13 protein-coding genes and 2 tRNA genes are annotated in these 16,628 nt (G+C 36.1%); 5 read left to right on the forward strand and 10 right to left on the reverse strand.

Translation table 11 applies throughout. The features are described from left to right. Positions 1 to 50: 50 nt before the first annotated feature. The 4 genes from H561_RS0103945 to H561_RS0103960 form a co-directional block, all read right to left on the reverse strand. Entirely contained in the window at positions 51 to 2,252 is a 2,202-nt protein-coding gene (locus H561_RS0103945) for a peptidase domain-containing ABC transporter (protein WP_027385836.1), read from the reverse strand. Then, on the reverse strand, positions 2,252 to 3,589 hold the full coding sequence (locus H561_RS0103950; RefSeq protein WP_027385837.1) for a hypothetical protein: 1,338 nt from the start codon (positions 3,587 to 3,589) through the stop codon (positions 2,252 to 2,254). The genes H561_RS0103945 and H561_RS0103950 overlap by 1 nt, the downstream gene beginning before the upstream one ends. 65 nt (positions 3,590 to 3,654) lie before the next feature. Next, entirely contained in the window at positions 3,655 to 3,828 is a 174-nt protein-coding gene (locus H561_RS23845; protein WP_155845727.1) for a hypothetical protein, read from the reverse strand. A gap of 281 nt (positions 3,829 to 4,109) precedes the next feature. After that, entirely contained in the window at positions 4,110 to 4,766 is a 657-nt protein-coding gene (locus tag H561_RS0103960; RefSeq protein WP_027385838.1) for a hypothetical protein, read from the reverse strand. 115 nt (positions 4,767 to 4,881) lie between these two features. Here H561_RS0103960 and H561_RS0103965 point away from each other — a divergent pair, with 115 nt between their 5' ends. After that, on the forward strand, positions 4,882 to 5,640 hold the full coding sequence (locus H561_RS0103965) for a response regulator transcription factor (protein WP_027385839.1): 759 nt from the start codon (positions 4,882 to 4,884) through the stop codon (positions 5,638 to 5,640). Here H561_RS0103965 and H561_RS0103970 read toward each other — a convergent pair. The 5 genes from H561_RS0103970 to H561_RS0103990 form a co-directional block, all read right to left on the reverse strand. Next, positions 5,635 to 6,378, reverse strand: coding sequence for a ThiF family adenylyltransferase (locus H561_RS0103970; protein WP_027385840.1), 744 nt, complete (start codon positions 6,376 to 6,378; stop codon positions 5,635 to 5,637). The genes H561_RS0103965 and H561_RS0103970 overlap by 6 nt on opposite strands. A 131-nt stretch (positions 6,379 to 6,509) precedes the next feature. After that, positions 6,510 to 6,582: transfer RNA gene (locus tag H561_RS0103975), tRNA-Phe, on the reverse strand. 116 nt (positions 6,583 to 6,698) lie between these two features. Further along, positions 6,699 to 6,771, reverse strand: a tRNA-Phe gene (locus H561_RS0103980). A 95-nt stretch (positions 6,772 to 6,866) separates the two neighbouring features. Then, positions 6,867 to 8,708 (reverse strand): lysophospholipid acyltransferase family protein, encoded by a 1,842-nt coding sequence (locus H561_RS0103985; RefSeq protein WP_027385841.1) that lies wholly within the window; start codon positions 8,706 to 8,708, stop codon positions 6,867 to 6,869. 23 nt (positions 8,709 to 8,731) lie between these two features. Further along, positions 8,732 to 9,970, reverse strand: coding sequence for an aspartate kinase (locus H561_RS0103990; protein WP_027385842.1), 1,239 nt, complete (start codon positions 9,968 to 9,970; stop codon positions 8,732 to 8,734). Between the two features lie 314 nt (positions 9,971 to 10,284). Here H561_RS0103990 and fbp point away from each other — a divergent pair, with 314 nt between their 5' ends. Together fbp and H561_RS0104000 are read left to right on the forward strand one after the other, a co-directional pair. Beyond that, positions 10,285 to 11,301: a class 1 fructose-bisphosphatase gene (gene fbp, locus H561_RS0103995; protein WP_027385843.1), complete on the forward strand. Its 1,017-nt coding sequence runs from the start codon at positions 10,285 to 10,287 to the stop codon at positions 11,299 to 11,301. Beyond that, entirely contained in the window at positions 11,302 to 12,306 is a 1,005-nt protein-coding gene (locus tag H561_RS0104000) for an o-succinylbenzoate synthase (RefSeq protein WP_027385844.1), read from the forward strand. 3 nt (positions 12,307 to 12,309) lie between these two features. Here H561_RS0104000 and H561_RS23850 read toward each other — a convergent pair whose 3' ends face one another. Then, complete coding sequence (locus H561_RS23850) at positions 12,310 to 12,462, reverse strand: bacteriocin-like protein (protein WP_155845728.1); 153 nt, start codon at positions 12,460 to 12,462, stop codon at positions 12,310 to 12,312. A gap of 877 nt (positions 12,463 to 13,339) precedes the next feature. Here H561_RS23850 and H561_RS0104010 point away from each other — a divergent pair. Both H561_RS0104010 and H561_RS0104015 read left to right on the forward strand, forming a co-directional pair. Next, positions 13,340 to 15,013, forward strand: coding sequence for a glutamine--tRNA ligase/YqeY domain fusion protein (locus tag H561_RS0104010; protein ID WP_027385846.1), 1,674 nt, complete (start codon positions 13,340 to 13,342; stop codon positions 15,011 to 15,013). 188 nt (positions 15,014 to 15,201) lie between these two features. Further along, positions 15,202 to 16,443: an MFS transporter gene (locus H561_RS0104015; RefSeq protein WP_027385847.1), complete on the forward strand. Its 1,242-nt coding sequence runs from the start codon at positions 15,202 to 15,204 to the stop codon at positions 16,441 to 16,443. Positions 16,444 to 16,628 lie beyond the last annotated feature (185 nt).

Consider the following 16,628-nt stretch of genomic DNA (forward strand, 5'->3'; position numbering starts at 1 on the left):
AAATTATCCGACATTATAAAAAATGAATGAAAAGGTTTTAGAATAGAGAATTATGCTCCGAGTTCCAATTGATTTTTAACCAGATTGAAATAGTCGGATTTTTTTTCAACTAATGACTGATGGTTTCCCTGCTCCACAATTTTCCCGTGTTTTAAAACAATAATCTGATCAGCATTTTTCACAGTCGAAAGACGATGGGCAATGATGATAACCGTTTTACCTTTGAAAAATTCCTGTAAATTATCGTGAATCACTTTTTCGTTTTCTGCATCCAGGGCAGAAGTTGCTTCATCAAATAAAATGAAATGAGGATCTTTATAAACCGCTCTTGCAATCAATATCCTCTGTTTCTGCCCACCGGAAATACCGTTTCCGGAAGCTCCGATTTTAGTGTTTAATCCCAAAGGGAGTTCATTTACAAATGATTGTATATTAGCAATATGCAAAGAATGTTGTAATTTTTTATAATCAATTATTTCATCGCCTGTTGCTATATTTCTTTCAATAGTATCAGAGAAAATATGTCCGTCCTGCATCACAACACCACAATTTCCCCTCAGATCTTTTGGAGATATTTCTTTAAGGTTGGAATGGTTAAAATAAATTTCACCTTGTGTAGGTTCATAGAATTTCAAAAGTAACTTAATCATTGTTGTTTTTCCGCTTCCGCTTGCACCTACGATAGCCGTTATTTTGCTTTCAGGGACAAAAAGGCTGATATCCTTCAACACATAAGGAGATTGTGGGCCTTCATACTGAAACGATACATTTTTGAAATAGATTCCTTTCTCAATACCATTTTGGCGTGTATAGTTTTCATTCATTAGCGGAAGCAGATTTTTCTGTTCTTCTTCCGGATGGGTTTGAACTTCATATAAACGTGACAGGCTTAATTTTGCTTCCTGCATAGACCGGAAAAATGTAATCAGTTGGCTAACCGGGTTATTCATTTGGCCGATAATGTAAGAAACACTTAGCAATGCCCCCAATGTCATACTGCCTTGAATAACAAATGAAGCGGAAAGAAATATAACCACAATATTTTTCAGTTGGTTAAGAAAATCAAAGCCGGAAAGTTGAATCTGGTCAACTTTTAAAATTCTTAAGTTGATTTTAAATAATTTCTGCTGTATATTTTCCCATTCTTTACGTTTATAGTCTTCAAATTTATTAAGTTTCATTTCAGAAATACCGTTGATAATTTCATAAATAGATTCCTGGTTTTCACTTTTCTCTTGGAAACGGTAATAATCTAAAATTTTTAATTTTTTAAGCCAATATAACGACCAGATAACAGAAAGCGCAGTAAGTGTAAAATAAGTGGCCAGGATTCTAAAATCGTAGCTCCAAAGAACAACAAAAAAAACAGAAAATGTAAATACGGAAAAAACAGTGACCAGACTGTTTGAAGTAAGGAATAGTTCTATTTTCTCATGGTCCTGTATTCTTTGATTGAAATCTCCCATAAATTTTGTTTCGAAAAATTTAATTGGCAGACTCATCAGCTTTTTTAAGAAATCTGAAATGATACTGATATTCAACCGGCTTCCTACATATAACATAATCCAGTTTCTGAAAATACCCAGAATAATATTGCCTACAAAAAATGCAAGCTGGGCCATAAGAATATAGGTGATGATCCCCATATTTTTTTTACTGACTCCATCATCGATCAGTTTTTGTGTAAGAATAGGGAAAGCGAGAGTGGTTACTGTTCCTAATAATAATATTAATGACAACCATAAAAACTGCTTTTTGTGCGGTCCCAGATAATTATAGATATAGCTGAGTGATACTTTCTGGTCCGGAATATTTTTATTCTGAAAGAATAAATCGGTAGGTTCTAGTAAAAGCGCTACTCCTCTGTCTGTGTTTTTCTGCCAGGACTTTTCAAATGTTTCTTCTGTTAGTTTTAGCATTCCGTGGGCAGGATCGGCAATAGTATAAATTTTTCTTCGGCTAAACAATGGGTTTGAAATCTTGGTAAGTACAACGAAATGATTCTGATTCCAGTGTAAGATGCAGGGTAAGAATTCGTTATTTAAATCCTCAACGGAAATCTGGGTGGCTAATGTTTTAAATCCGATTTTTTCTGCAGCATTATTGATGGCAAGTACTGAAACACCTTCCCGCGAAGTAAAACAATGATCACGCAGATATTGCAGGCCGTATGCTTTGCCATAATATGAAGTTATCATAGCCAAGCATGAGGGCCCGCAGTCCATTTTGTCATGTTGAGGAATAAATTTCATTAGTTTTCCTCTTCTAATAGAAGATTTTCAGCTTCTTGTATTATGGTACGGGATTCTCCTAAAATCTCGATTCCCTTTTTATCGTAGATCATTGAGAGAAAATAAAGTCCGGCTTCAATAGGCCATTCAATCTCAAGATTTTTTAACAATTCTGATACTTTCCAGGTTTTGTGGGTATTTAAGTTGTCAACAATATTTAGTAATTCCGGATGATATCGCATATCTATCTTTGTGCCTCTTACATAGAGATAAAACTGCTCTTTTTCTTCGTCGACCTTGTAGATCATTTTAAAAGGTTCGTTCGTATAGATTTCCTTTTCAAGCAGGAAGTCATAGTCATCCACATTGTATTTGTCTTCTTTCTCTCTTGATTGAGGCGGGGCCTGCCAGCCGGCATTACTCAGTAAGCCATGTTTAAATTCATTATAAAAATATTTGAAGAAATCCCTTGTAGAACCGTTTAAAATCTCTTCATCAAGTTTTAAAATAGAAAGAAACTCCTCGAATGTATCGTTGTTTTCCAAAAAATTATGTTGCGGGGCGATTATATCTTTATTTTCGTGGATATAATCCCTGTAGAATGTATTCAGGATCCTGTCAAAAAATTTAACTTTTGAAGGATTATTAAACCAAAAGGTAACCCCGACAGATAATTCATCACTTTTTCCGATATGAAATTTATCCCATGGCATAAAAAATAAGTCTCCTGTTGAGAAATCATATTTTTCGGCATGTTCCAATAAAGGTTCAATTTCAAAATTATTATGTTTTGTGCCTGTTAATTCTTTATATTTTTCCTGATCCCAGATGTACATGGTTTTGTCTCCGGGTCCCAGATGGAAATGAAGTACATTTTCACCTTTATGGTCCTGATGGATTCCTAGTGGGGTCCATCCGTAATTTCCGATGAAGACGGTAACGTCTACTCCTGTCGCCGGTATGCCGATAATATCAAGGAGTGGTTCCGTAATCATCCTCAGTTCCTTTGAAATAAAGCCTGAATGTCTCTCTAAAAAGTTGACAATAAGACCGAATTTTTCCTTAAAAGCTCTATTACAGTAATCAGTTATTTCTTCATTTTCTAAAGGAGGGTTTTTATATAATTCATCAATAAATTCAGAATTTTCCTTACCTTTTCCCTGAGACGGAAAATACAATCTGAAACCATCAAGATCTTTTGTCTTGAATCTGTTGGTAAGCCCGTCAACTACCGCATTTTTCAGCTTCAGGATAAGATCTTCCGGAATTACATTTTTAATAACACATGTCTGTGTAAAATTTTTATTTGTATCGATAAATTGTTGCCAAAAATCTTTGTTAAACTCTTTATTGCTCATATTGTAATATTTGATGGTGAAAAGAAAAGTAATAGAGAAAATTTGTTTCTCTATTACCTGTTTTTTTACAAGCCGATCACACGCTGAACTTGCTGAACTACTTGCTGACGTACTTGTTGTACTACAACACCATCGGCTGCTTCTGTTTCACCGAAACCACCTCTTAATTGATTTTGTTCAAGTGGGGAAAGAGTTTTTACTTTTAAGAACTCTTTTGCGTTAAATTTTGCTTTTTTCATGATAATAAAAATTTAAAAATGATTTGTTTGCGGATCAAAGTTTATCGACATTCTCTCCTTCGCTGGTCTCTTCTTGCAAGAATTATTTTATAGTCCTGATTGATTCTTATTATTTTTCAGGGATGTACTTTCTGATTTTTCACTGTAACAGTAAGTGATTACTAAACGGATAAATTAATTGTTGTAATAACTTTTAAGTATCTGAACTACTTTGTATTTATATGTTGCTGTTCAATACGTCTTCTCTGGAAGTTTTATTAGTCTCTTTATTCAGAATGAGTTTAAATAAAAGAATAATTTACTGTGCTTTTCTCAAAAGCAGGATGGATAACAGATTGGCTATAGATGTCTAGTTTATAATTGATCAAATACTCATGTTTAAGGTAAAATTGCATGAGATTTTCATAAGCCAATAAAACAGGGATGGTTTCAGAGCCTAAATAGTATTTGGATCTACCGATTATTTTAGGCTCTATCCCCATCAAGTATAATATTTTTAATAGTTTGGTGTCACATTCTGCAAACGCTACGTTTTTTTCTTTTTCGCAAACGCTTCCTATCGCAAGAGTCATTAATTTTTTTAGAGGAAGCGGTCCCTCATTTTTTCTGATGGCAAATCTTCCGATATGCCATATTTCACCCTCGAAATTTTTTTCAAGTATTTGAAAAGGGTGTATGGAAAATATTTTTTCTAAAGGCAGGAGATCAAAATAATTCCATTTGAGTGCCCGGATGGTTCCGATAAAATTATCCTGTGAATCCTGTAAGGCAAAAACCATCGAGTTTTTTCTATACTGTATCTCCTCTTCATAAATAGCTTTTGTCTTTTGTTCTGAAAATATATAGGTCTGATTATGGTGCGTGTAATTTTCTTTAATAATAAATTCTGCTAATTTCCTGTAATCAAAATCGGATGTCAGGATATTTATCTTGCTCATGGGAATTATTTTTCATAAATTTATAGTGATTGATTGGGTCTAACATTACACTTAAGTGTAGAATTTTTATAAAAAATCAAATATTGATAAAAAAACGATACCTAAACTTGAATTTATGAATGAAAATGTAAATGACTTCTTCTTCGAAAAAAATACTGTTGAAAGTATTTCTATTGAGGAAGAAGTTCAGCTGAACAATTATTTACAGGTAACGGAAGCTTTTTCCAGAGTGAGTTATATGAGTGTTTATATTATTGATTACCAAAACAGGAATTTTGAATATGTTTCGGATAATCCTCTGTTTCTGTGCGGGCATTCTGCAGAGGAGGTCAAAATGATGGGATATAACTTTTATTTTAAGTATGTTCAAAAAAATGATCTTGACCTTTTACTTAAAATTAATCAGGCAGGCTTTGATTTTTATGAAAGAATACCTGTTTCAGAAAGAAAGCTGTATACTATTTCTTATGATTTCCATCTTTTAAATAAAGACAAAGCCATTTTAATTAATCATAAGCTGACTCCGATTTTTCTCACCGGCACCGGGAAAATCTGGAAAGCAATGTGCATCGTATCGCTTTCCACCCATACTGAATCCGGTAATATTACCGTTTTTAAGCAGGGTACGAATGAATTTTGGAGTTACCATATCAAAGAAGATATCTGGAAAAACGAACAGAAAGTAAAGCTTACTGAACGGGAGCTTGATGTTTTGAGATATTATGCACAAGGCTATACCATCAATGAAATTGCAGAAAAGATTTTTGTTTCTCCTGATACCATTAAATTCCACAGGAGGAAACTGTTTGATAAAATGCATGTAAATAATATTTCCGAAGCTTTATCGTATGTGACCAATAATAAGCTTTTATAAAAGAGCTGACTTGATATAATAGTCAGGAAACTTTTTGATTTCTTTCTTTGTGGCAAGCAGATACAGTAGATGTGTACAAATCCCTCCTAACAGCCAAGATGCCACAGAAAGCTGAGGGGGTGAATGTTTTTCTTCTTCATTAATATAGGTATTAAGGGTATTTTCCAGCCAATTGTAATTTTTTTCTTTAGATTTTAAATCCTTAATAATAAATTGTACCATTTCCAGTTCATTAAAATTGCTGCTGACTGAAAGTAAATTATCGGAATCGGGGGTAATAACAGTTACCAATCCGGCCCAGCCGAGATTGTACGGATGCAGAACATTGATATTTTTTTCCTGACAAAGCTGATCAAAATATAAAGGAATATCAGAAGTGAAATCTAAGGCATTAATAGCAGTCTTATGATCTTTTATTAAAGTATTAATATTTTCATGATTGATATATTCTGTGTGAAATTTTATATCGGCATCCGGATTGATTTCCTTTAGTCTTTTAAATAGTCTTTCAGATTTATACCATGAAATATCATCTAAAGTATAGTTTTGTCTGTTAAGATTTGAGTATTCTACAGTATCACCGTCAATAATCGTCAAGTTCTCAAAACCGAATCTCAGTGCGCATTCGGCAATATTGCTTCCGATCCCGCAGCCTGCAATCAGAAAAGGGTAGGTCTTAATAAAATTTTGTTCTTGATCTGTTAAGTAAATTCTGTTTCTCTGATACAATTCTTCCATGGTTTATTTAAGCTTTATCGTTCTTAAATAAATATATAATTAATTCAGATTAATATGAAAAACATTTTATAAAATAATCTTAAGATCCTGACAAAAAAATCCCTTCTACAATATTGTAAAAGGGATTTGTGTGGTTTCTCCAGGAATCGAACCAGGGACACATGGATTTTCAATCCATTGCTCTACCAACTGAGCTAAGAAACCGCTTAAATACTTCTTTTCAGAAGCGGTGATGCAAAACTAATGATAATTATTAAAATTTGCAATCTTTACTATAGAACAATTTGAAAAGAAAACCACCTTTTTACAGGTGGTTTTTGTGGTTTCTCCAGGAATCGAACCAGGGACACATGGATTTTCAATCCATTGCTCTACCAACTGAGCTAAGAAACCATTCTTTACTTTGTTGTTTTAAAGTGATGCAAAAGTAGTAAGTTTTGGTATATGAAGCAAGTATTAATAATACTTTTTTTAACAAAACTTAAAACCTATTGATTTTCAGCTGAATTATTTTCCTGTTCTCTTCTAATCTGTTCACTCATTTCCTCTAATACAGGCTTTATCGTGCTTTCAGGAAGGTCACTGATCCGGATATACATCAGTCCGTCAATCGCATCATTAAAATTAGGGTCCACATTAAAGGCAATGACTTTCGCATTTTGCTTAATGTATTTTTTAATCAGAACGGGCAATCTTAATTCCGGCTCAAGATCATCGATGATCTTATCCAGCTTATTTAAATCAGATTCCATTTCATCAAAGAAAAGATTCTTATCCCTCTCCCGGAGTTTTATTTTGTATTCGTTTCTCGGGGTAATATATTGAGCTACGGCAGAATCATAATAGTTGGAGCGCATAAATTCAATCATCAGGGATTTCGAGAATTCTGAGAATTTATTGGAAATGCTCACGCCTCCCATTAAAAATTTATGATCCGGATTTCTCAGGCAGACATGTACGATCCCTCTCCATAAAAGGAAAAGAGGAAGCGGCTTCTGCTGGTATTCCTGACAAATGTAGGCACGTCCCATTTCAATCACTTTCTTAAAAAAAGGATGAATGTCCTGTTCAAATTCAAATAGCGAACTCGTATAAAACCCTTTAATCCCGGATTTTTTCATTACTTCCTTGCCCAGGGCCATTCTGTAGGCTCCCACAAGTTTTTCTTCTGCATTGTCCCATAAAAAAAGATGATGGTAATGTTTATCATATTCATCCAGATCAAACGGAAGGTTGCTTCCTTCACCCACCGCCCGGAAAGTAAGTTCCCTCTGCCGCCCGATTTCCCTCATGACTGAAGGGATCTCTTCGTAAGAGGTAAAATAAACTTCATAATTTCCGTTGCTGAAAAACATTTTATCGGTGCCTTTCAGTTTCCTGATGTCATTGAGGATATCTTCTTTCGGAGTTTCATCAATAATGTTCTGAACTATATTTTCTTCCTTTAACAAAGGGAATTTTAAAGAAAGGTTTTTAAGATTGATGCTTTGGGCAAGAGATTTTCTTTTCTCATAGTACGATTTCATCATATATACCTTACGCTTCAGAAATTCACCCAGTTCATCAGTAGTTTCCATATCATCCATTGCTTTTACGGCAATCGACCTTCCGATTCTGATCCTGATCGGTTTTTCCCTTTCATTCATCATTTCCGCAGGAAGCATCAGCGTCTGTAAGTTGGGATGGAGCTTGGCTACCTGATAAAAAATCCGGCTGTTTTTAGCATGGAAATACATCGGAACCACCGGAACTTTTGCCATCTTTATAAGCTTCAGGGCAGGTTTTTCCCACTCTTTATCCAGGATTTCGTTATAAGGATTGTTTTTATTTGACACTTCTCCTGCCGGAAAAATCCCTACACAGCCTCCGTTCTGAAGATGCTTCAGCGTTTCTCGCATTCCGGATGAGCTGCTGTGCACTTCTTTTCTGTTTTCAAAAGGATTGACCGAAATGACATACGGTTCCATGGGTTCAATTTTTTCCAGCAGAAAGTTTCCCATCACCTTAAAATCCGGGCGGACTTCCGACATTATTTTACACATCAAAATTCCGTCGATGGCACCAAGGGGATGGTTTGATACGAGGATAAAAGGCCCCGTTTTAGGAATTTTAGCCAGATCTTCTTCAAAAGCGATGTAGCTCAGGTTCCGTTCTCTCACAAATGAGTCGAAAAAGTCTTTGCCTTCCTTATTTCTTAATTTGTCGTATAATTTATTTACTTCATTGATCTTGGCAATACTCATGATAGCTGATGCAACGGGATTTTTTAAAAATCCTATTTTGCTCAAACCGGAGGCCTTAATTAAGTCGTTTTTCGAAATTAAACTCATGTGTGTCTAGTCGCAATTAGTTTTTATTGTGTTACCATTTGAAGCGTATTCTTCGAAATCTGCTCCAATAATACACTTTTTTCCTGGTAAAATTGATCAATGTTTCCGATCTTGGCATTTCTTACGGTAAATAAAGATACATTTTTTACCACTTCGGTTTTAAATATTTTCTGCAGCTCATCATTAAGATCGTCGATCATACTGAATTTGTCTTCTAGGCATAAAGCCAGTGAAATAGCAGAATTCTGCATCAGTGATACCCTAATTTTATTTTTGGAAAGGTATCCGAAAATTAAACTCATGTGATCTTCCGCAATGAATGAAAAATCTCTTGTCGAAATTTTCAACAAAGTCTGATTTTCTTTTAAAATATACACCTCTTCATTCTGATTTTTTTCAGAAGCTCCTACTTTCGTTCCCGGTCTCGAAGGATCCACAAAGGATTTTACATAAAAAGGGATGTTTTTCTGCTGAAGTGGCTGCAGGGTCTTCGGGTGAATAACGCTCGCTCCGTAATAGGCCATTTCTATCGCTTCTTCATAGGAAATATGGGAAAGAAGGCTGACATCTTTGAATTTTCTCGGATCACCGGTCATGACGCCCGGAACATCTTTCCAGATCGTCATTGCATCTGCGTTTAAACAATAAGCAAAAATGGCAGCAGAATAATCCGAGCCTTCTCTTCCCAAAGTAACCGTGAAATTATTATCATCGGAACCGATGAATCCTTGGGTAACGTAACAGATTTCTTTATTTAAGTGGGAAATGAATTCTTCTGTCCTGGTCCAGTCTACCGTACCTTCTCGGTAAGAGTTATCGGTTTTTACATAATCTCTGGCATCCAGCCATTGATTCGTAAACTGAATCTCGTTTAAATATTCACTTACAATTTTAGTTGAGATCATTTCCCCGCAGCTGACTACCTGATCATAAACGAAGCTGTAATTCGGCGACTTGTTCCTTCTTAAAAAAGAATCGATATCATCGAAAAATAAATTGATTTCAGCAAAAACTGGGTGATTCTCGGAGAAAAGTCCTTCTGCAATCCCTATATGTTTCCGTTTTATCTTTTCAATTTCAGCTTGATAGTTGTCTTTCCTGAAATAAAGCGCCACTACTTCTTCCAGTTCATTAGTCGTTTTGCCCATCGCTGAGATCACCAGCAAGCATTTTTCAAATCCCTGGCTTTGTAATACCATGGACACATTTTTTACACTGTCAGCATCCTTTACTGATGCTCCACCAAACTTGAAAATTTTCATTAAATTGTTAGTAATAAAATTGTTAGATAAAATTTGTGGGAATATTTTACGGGTTACAAAATTATAAATTTACAACGAGATATGAAATAGTGCAATTCGCGGAGCGCCTTAAGATTTCATTAAAATTAAAATGTAGCGTATAAATATTCTGATTTAATAAACAATTTGGGTGTTCATTTTTATGATAAGGTCGCATGTTTTGGCCTGAATTGTGCTGTATGATACTGATAGACAGTTCTTAATCTCTTTTATTAATTATTCTTTTTAAATGCAATAAATTTTACGAAATTTGGAGAAATCGTAAAAATAAAAATATGTCAGATCAGCCATTACAGACTTTAGGAGAATTTCTTATTGATAAGCAGGATGATTTCCAGTATTCCACAGGAGAATTTTCCCGTCTTTTAAGCGCTATAAGATTAGCTTCAAAAGTGGTAAACAGAGAAGTAAACAAAGCCGGCATTGCAGATATTATCGGGCAGTCCGGAAGTGAAAATATTCAGGGCGAAACACAGCAGAAACTTGATGTAATTGCCAATGACATTTTTATTACGGCACTGTCTCAGAGAGAAGTGGTCTGTGGTATTGCTTCAGAAGAAAATGATGATTTTATTGACATTAAATGTAGTGAGAACGGTCACTTAAGCAAATATGTTGTGCTGATCGATCCTCTCGACGGCTCCTCAAATATTGATGTTAATGTGTCTGTAGGAACTATTTTTTCCATCTACAGAAGAGTAACGGAACCAGGTACTCCGGTTAAGCTGGAAGATTTTTTACAGAAAGGCGTTAACCAGATTGCCGCAGGATATGTGATCTACGGTTCATCAACCATGATTGTATATACTACAGGTAACGGTGTTAACGGCTTTACACTGGATCCGTCCTTAGGGACCTACTATCTTTCTCATCCGAATATGCAGTTTCCGAAAACAGGTAAAATTTACTCTATTAATGAAGGAAACTACATTAAATTCCCTCAGGGCGTTAAAAATTACCTTAAATACTGCCAGATGGAAGAAGGTGACAGGCCTTATACTTCCAGGTATATCGGTTCGTTAGTTGCTGATTTTCACAGGAATATGCTGAAAGGCGGTATTTATATTTATCCGTCCTATTCACAGGCTCCCAACGGAAAGCTGAGATTATTGTACGAATGTAATCCTATGGCTTTCCTGGCAGAACAGGCAGGCGGAAAAGCAACGGACGGTTTCAGGAGAATCCTTGAAATCGAACCAACAGAGCTGCATCAAAGAATTCCGTTTTTCTGCGGAAGTGTGGATATGGTGGAAAAAGCAGAAGAATTTATGCGGATTGATAGCGTAAAATAAATGAAAGCTGATTATTTTAAATATATATTACAATTCAAACGCCCGAGTGGAACATCTCGCGGCGTTTTGCTTGATAAAGAAACCTTTATTCTTGAAATTTCTGATGGCGGGAAAAAAGGAATAGGCGAGTGCGCGGTTTTCCGTGGGCTAAGTTTTGATGACCGGCCGGATTATGAAGAAAAACTGAAATGGCTTTGTGAAAATATTCAGCAGGATCCCAAATTCCTGAAAGAAGAATTAAAAGAATTTCCATCGATCTGGTTTGGATATGAGCAGGCTTCCCTGAATCTGCAATACAGTGGTAAGATTTATTTCCCAAGTGAATTTACAGAGGGAAAATCGGCTATGATGATCAATGGATTAATCTGGATGGGTGATATTGATTATATGCAGGAACAGATTCAGGATAAACTAGATCAGGGTTTCCACTGCATTAAACTGAAGATCGGAGTCAACTGGAATTCTGAACGTGAAGTGCTTCAGCAGTTAAGGCGAAATTTTTCAAAAGAGGTATTGGAGCTTCGTGTTGATGCCAATGGCGGTTTTAATGCAGATGAGGCAAAAATAGTATTGCGACAGCTGGCCGATCTGTATATCCATTCTATTGAACAGCCGGTTAAAGCCGGAAACCCATATGAAATGGCAGCGTTGTGTGCTGAAACACCAACACCGATTGCCCTTGATGAAGAACTGATCGGGATTGTGAATTTTGAGGATAAGAAAATACTGTTAGAAACCATAAAACCTCAGTATATTATTTTAAAGCCTTCATTAGTAGGAGGTTTTTCCGGTTCTGATGAGTGGATCTCTCTTGCTGAAGAGCATAAAATCGGCTGGTGGATTACCTCTGCGCTGGAAAGCAACATCGGGCTGAATGCCATTGCACAATATACTTTTACCAAAAAAAATCCGATGCCTCAAGGTCTGGGTACCGGATCTTTATTCACCAATAACTTCACATCAGATCTGGATCTGAAAGGAGAATTACTGTATTTTAAAAATTAAATGTTAAGGAGTAGGGCATGTTGGATTATTTTGATATCCATCATCCCATGCTCTGCAGCAACGTGCTCTCGGGTCCCAGTTGTTACAGCCTAATGGAACTGCGCCTCCACGGATGGTTTTCAATTCGCCTCTCTGTAGTTTTTTCAGATTTTTCATAATAAATTTAATTTAGTTGGGTAAATATGAGTCACTTTTTTGTGATATACAACATTTTTAACTATATTAACATAAATTAAATGAATGATGAATAATTCAATACAGACAATGAGAGTTTAATACATAAACTCCGGGATCATTACGATAAATTAAAATGAAACAGTAATGGTTGTCCGGATACTATCTTGTACTTAATTATTAGTGATGCTGCGTTTTTAAATAACGTCCTGTACGAAAATTGCTTTCTTAATGTATTCCAACAAAGAAGAAAACCTGTTTCTAACCTTTTCCATGATATAAAATTTAGTGTTCTTTGACTAATCCCTTTACAATCTCTATGCCATAGTATGGTATCATATTTGATTTGCCATATGATATTTTTCATATACAGTTCAAACATCTGTTTAAAAAAAGCACTATCTATTTATGCTCAGATATTATAACGTGATCAGTAAAATGATATATAATTATCAGTAATCATACAATCCTATCGATAAAATTCAGGATTATTTCTGTCCTTCACTGAAGTTTAACATAAGGTTCATAATATTCTCAAGGCACCGACAAAATGATGTATATTCAAGAATGATTATTTTTATACATATCAATCCACATTTTACAGGCTTGAAATGATAAATGGAGCGGTCTGATTAAAAAAGTAAATTCTTTGTGATCTGTATTAAGGGCAGTTTCCGGCTGTTGAAGATATATAAGCCGTAATAAGATTAAGTTGAGCTATAGTTTTTAGTTGATGACTAAGATAAACAAAACTATTGAATAATCATCAATTATAGAAAAAATTTATAATTACCGTAAAACGTTAAATTTTCCTAAATTTGCAAATTGCTGTGTCATGCGGCATTTTAAAGCGAACTTAATGGAAGAAGAAAAAAAATCACTCAATTTTATTGAGCAAATTATCGAAGATGATTTGGCAAACGGACTTACCAATGATCAGATCCGTTTCCGTTTTCCACCTGAACCCAACGGTTATCTGCATGTAGGTCATACCAAAGCGATCTGCATCAACTTCGGTTTGGGCGAAAAATACAATGCTCCCGTAAACCTTCGTTTCGACGATACGAATCCTGAAAAAGAAGAGCAGGAATTCGTGGATTCTATTATGAAAGACGTTGAATGGCTGGGTTTCAAATGGGATAAGGTATTGTATGCTTCCGATTACTTCCAGCAGCTTTATGATTGGGCCGTCCAGTTAATCAAAGAAGGAAAAGCGTATGTGGATGAGCAGCCCTCTGAAGTGATTACCGAACAAAGAAAGAACCCTACGGAACCGGGAGTGGAATCTCCTTACAGAAACCGTCCTGTTCAGGAGTCATTGGATTTGTTTGAAAAGATGAAGAACGGCGAATTTGAAGAAGGGGCGATGTCACTTCGTGCAAAGATCGATATGGCTTCACCCAATATGAATATGCGTGACCCTGTGATGTACAGAATTCTGAAAAGGCCTCACCACAGAACGGGTACCGACTGGAAAATTTATCCGATGTACGATTGGGCCCATGGCGAATCTGATTATCTGGAGCAGGTTTCGCACTCCTTATGCTCTCTGGAATTTGAAAATCACAGGCCGTTATACAACTGGTATCTGGAACAGGTTTATGAAAAACCCAAAGTAGCGCCGAAGCAAAGGGAATTTGCCAGGATGAACGTTTCTTATATGATTACCTCTAAAAGAAAACTGCAGAGGCTGATTGCTGAAAATGTAGTGGATGGTTGGGATGATCCAAGGATGCCTACCATTTCCGGAATGAGAAGAAAAGGATATACAGCGGCGGCTATCAGGAACTTTATTGAAAGGGTTGGAGTGGCAAAAAGGGAAAACCTTATTGAAATCCAATTGTTGGAATTCTGTGTCCGCGAAGATCTGAATAAAGTTGCAAAACGCGTGATGGCGGTAGTTGACCCGATTAAATTAGTTATTGAAAATTACCCTGAAAATCAGGAAGAATGGCTGGAAACCGAAAATAATCCTGAACAGGAAAATGCAGGAACCCGGGAAATTCCTTTTTCAAGAGAACTGTATATTGAGCGTGAAGACTTTAAGGAAGAAGCAAATAATAAGTTCTTCAGATTAAAATTAGGCGGTGAAGTCCGTTTGAAATCTGCATATATCATCAAAGGTGAACGAGTGGAAAAAGATGAAAACGGTGAAATTACGACCATTTATGCGACCTATGATGAGAAAAGCAAGTCGGGAAGCGGTACGGAAGAAAGTTTAAGAAAGGTAAAAGGAACCATTCACTGGGTTTCCGAAAAGCACGCAATTCCTGTCGACATCAGAAATTATGATAGATTATTCACGGTGGAACAGCCTGACGCTGAGAAAGATGTGGATTTCCTTAATTTTATCAATCCTGATTCCGTGACAACTATTCAGGGATTTGCTGAGCCAGGACTGAAAGCTATGGCTGTAGGGGAACCTCTTCAGTTTCAGAGAATTGGTTATTTTACGAAAGACCAGGATTCTACGGATACCCAATTGGTATTCAACAGAACGGTAACATTAAAAGACTCTTATAAGCCGGAGTAAAAATTTATTTATATCATTATAAATGAAACAGGGCTTAATTTTTTAAGCCCTGTTTTTTTATTGGCATTGAGAGAAATGAAGTGAAGAGATGAAACAATCTCAAAAGTCCCAAAGGGGCAACCTGACAGAGAATAGGATAAAATCCTATTAAAATAAATGAGAAGATTATTATAATCATCAAAATTAAAATTGTGAAACTTATACATCTATATACAAATTCGTTCAAAGGACTTTCGAACGAAAGCTGGATGCTCGCACTGGTGATGCTCATCAACCGGTCGGGCTCAATGGTCCTCCCATTTTTGGGAGTTTATATGACCAATCATTTAAAATTCAGTATTGAAAATACAGGAATTGTTCTTAGTTTTTTCGGAATCGGTTCAGTAATCGGTTCCTGGTTAGGCGGATATATTACAGATAAAGTTGGGGAATATAAAGTTCAGTATTTCAGCTTATTGCTGAGTGTCCCTTTGTTTTGTTTAATTCCTGTTTTTAAAACTGAAGCCGGCGTTGCCGCCATTATTCTGCTTCAGAGTATCGTGAGCGATGCCTTTCGGCCTGCCAATTCGGTAGCCATAACAAAATATGCCAAGCCTGAAAATATCACCAGGGCTTTTTCACTGAACCGGATGGCGGTAAACTTAGGGTTTTCCATAGGTCCTGCCTTGGGTGGGATCTTATCGGCCATTTCTTATGAGTTCCTGTTTTTAAGCAATGCAATGGCCGCATTGTTGGCTGGAATTGTCTATATTATCTTTTTCAGTAAACGCAACAGGCTGGCAAAAATAAAAGCGAAGAAGGTCAGGGAAGTTATCGAAATCAAAAAAGAGAATTCGCCGTACCGTGATCACAAATTCCTGGTTTATTGTTTATTCTGTATGCTTTTTTCTATCTGTTTTTTCCAGCTGTTCAGTACGCTGACTATATTTTACAAAGATACTGCACATTTAAGCCAGCAGAATATCGGATATATTTTAGGATACAGCGGTTTTTTAGTGGTGCTGCTTGAAATGGGACTGGTTCAGATTGCTGAAAAGTATTTTAGTCTCGCCCGTACCCTGTTTTTAGGAACGCTGATCTGCGGGCTTTCTTACGCAATGCTGGGATTCGATCATCATATTTTAACCCTGGTCATATCTATGAGCCTGCTGTGTATAGGTGAAATCTGGGCACTGCCATTTATGGCGACCATTACTGCTCTACGGGCCGGAAAAAATAATAAAGGTGCATATATGGGGCTTAACGGAATATCATTTTCTATTGCCTTTATCTTTACTCCGTATGTAGGGACTTTAATTGCTGAAAGATTCGGTTTTACCGTATTATGGATCGGAACCGGAGTTTTAGCGGCTGGCATTGCCATTGCATTTTACTTTATTGTCCCTTGGATGATCAGGGAAAAAGAAAACAACGTAGAAATAACACACTAAATTTTTTAGAGAAACTGCAGGTCCTGTCTGCAGTTTTTTATTAGAATTTAGGTGTTCAAAATTAATTCGTTCACAAATAACCAGAGCCTGCTAAATTCATGTAAACAACTCTAAAGCAACTTCAGGTATACTCATAAGTTTTGAAAAATCTTTAATATTCAACTAAGGTTGACTTGTGATCTGCT

This window comes from Chryseobacterium gregarium DSM 19109, assembly GCF_000430845.1.
In the GTDB taxonomy this organism is placed as follows: Bacteria; Bacteroidota; Bacteroidia; order Flavobacteriales; family Weeksellaceae; genus Chryseobacterium; species Chryseobacterium gregarium.

What these genes read in the sequence shown, in the direction of transcription:
- H561_RS0103950 (WP_027385837.1), bottom strand. Translation starts at nt 3,589, where the DNA reads ATGAGCAATAAAGAGTTTAACAAAGATTTTTGGCAACAATTTATCGAT.
- H561_RS0104010 (WP_027385846.1), top strand. Translation starts at nt 13,340, where the DNA reads ATGGAAGAAGAAAAAAAATCACTCAATTTTATTGAGCAAATTATCGAA.
- H561_RS23850 (WP_155845728.1), bottom strand. Translation starts at nt 12,462, where the DNA reads ATGAAAAATCTGAAAAAACTACAGAGAGGCGAATTGAAAACCATCCGT.
- H561_RS0103970 (WP_027385840.1), bottom strand. Translation starts at nt 6,378, where the DNA reads ATGGAAGAATTGTATCAGAGAAACAGAATTTACTTAACAGATCAAGAA.
- H561_RS0103965 (WP_027385839.1), top strand. Translation starts at nt 4,882, where the DNA reads ATGAATGAAAATGTAAATGACTTCTTCTTCGAAAAAAATACTGTTGAA.
- H561_RS0103945 (WP_027385836.1), bottom strand. Translation starts at nt 2,252, where the DNA reads ATGAAATTTATTCCTCAACATGACAAAATGGACTGCGGGCCCTCATGC.
- fbp (WP_027385843.1), top strand. Translation starts at nt 10,285, where the DNA reads ATGTCAGATCAGCCATTACAGACTTTAGGAGAATTTCTTATTGATAAG.
- H561_RS0103990 (WP_027385842.1), bottom strand. Translation starts at nt 9,970, where the DNA reads ATGAAAATTTTCAAGTTTGGTGGAGCATCAGTAAAGGATGCTGACAGT.
- H561_RS23845 (WP_155845727.1), bottom strand. Translation starts at nt 3,828, where the DNA reads ATGAAAAAAGCAAAATTTAACGCAAAAGAGTTCTTAAAAGTAAAAACT.
- H561_RS0103960 (WP_027385838.1), bottom strand. Translation starts at nt 4,766, where the DNA reads ATGAGCAAGATAAATATCCTGACATCCGATTTTGATTACAGGAAATTA.
- H561_RS0103985 (WP_027385841.1), bottom strand. Translation starts at nt 8,708, where the DNA reads ATGAGTTTAATTTCGAAAAACGACTTAATTAAGGCCTCCGGTTTGAGC.
- H561_RS0104000 (WP_027385844.1), top strand. Translation starts at nt 11,302, where the DNA reads ATGAAAGCTGATTATTTTAAATATATATTACAATTCAAACGCCCGAGT.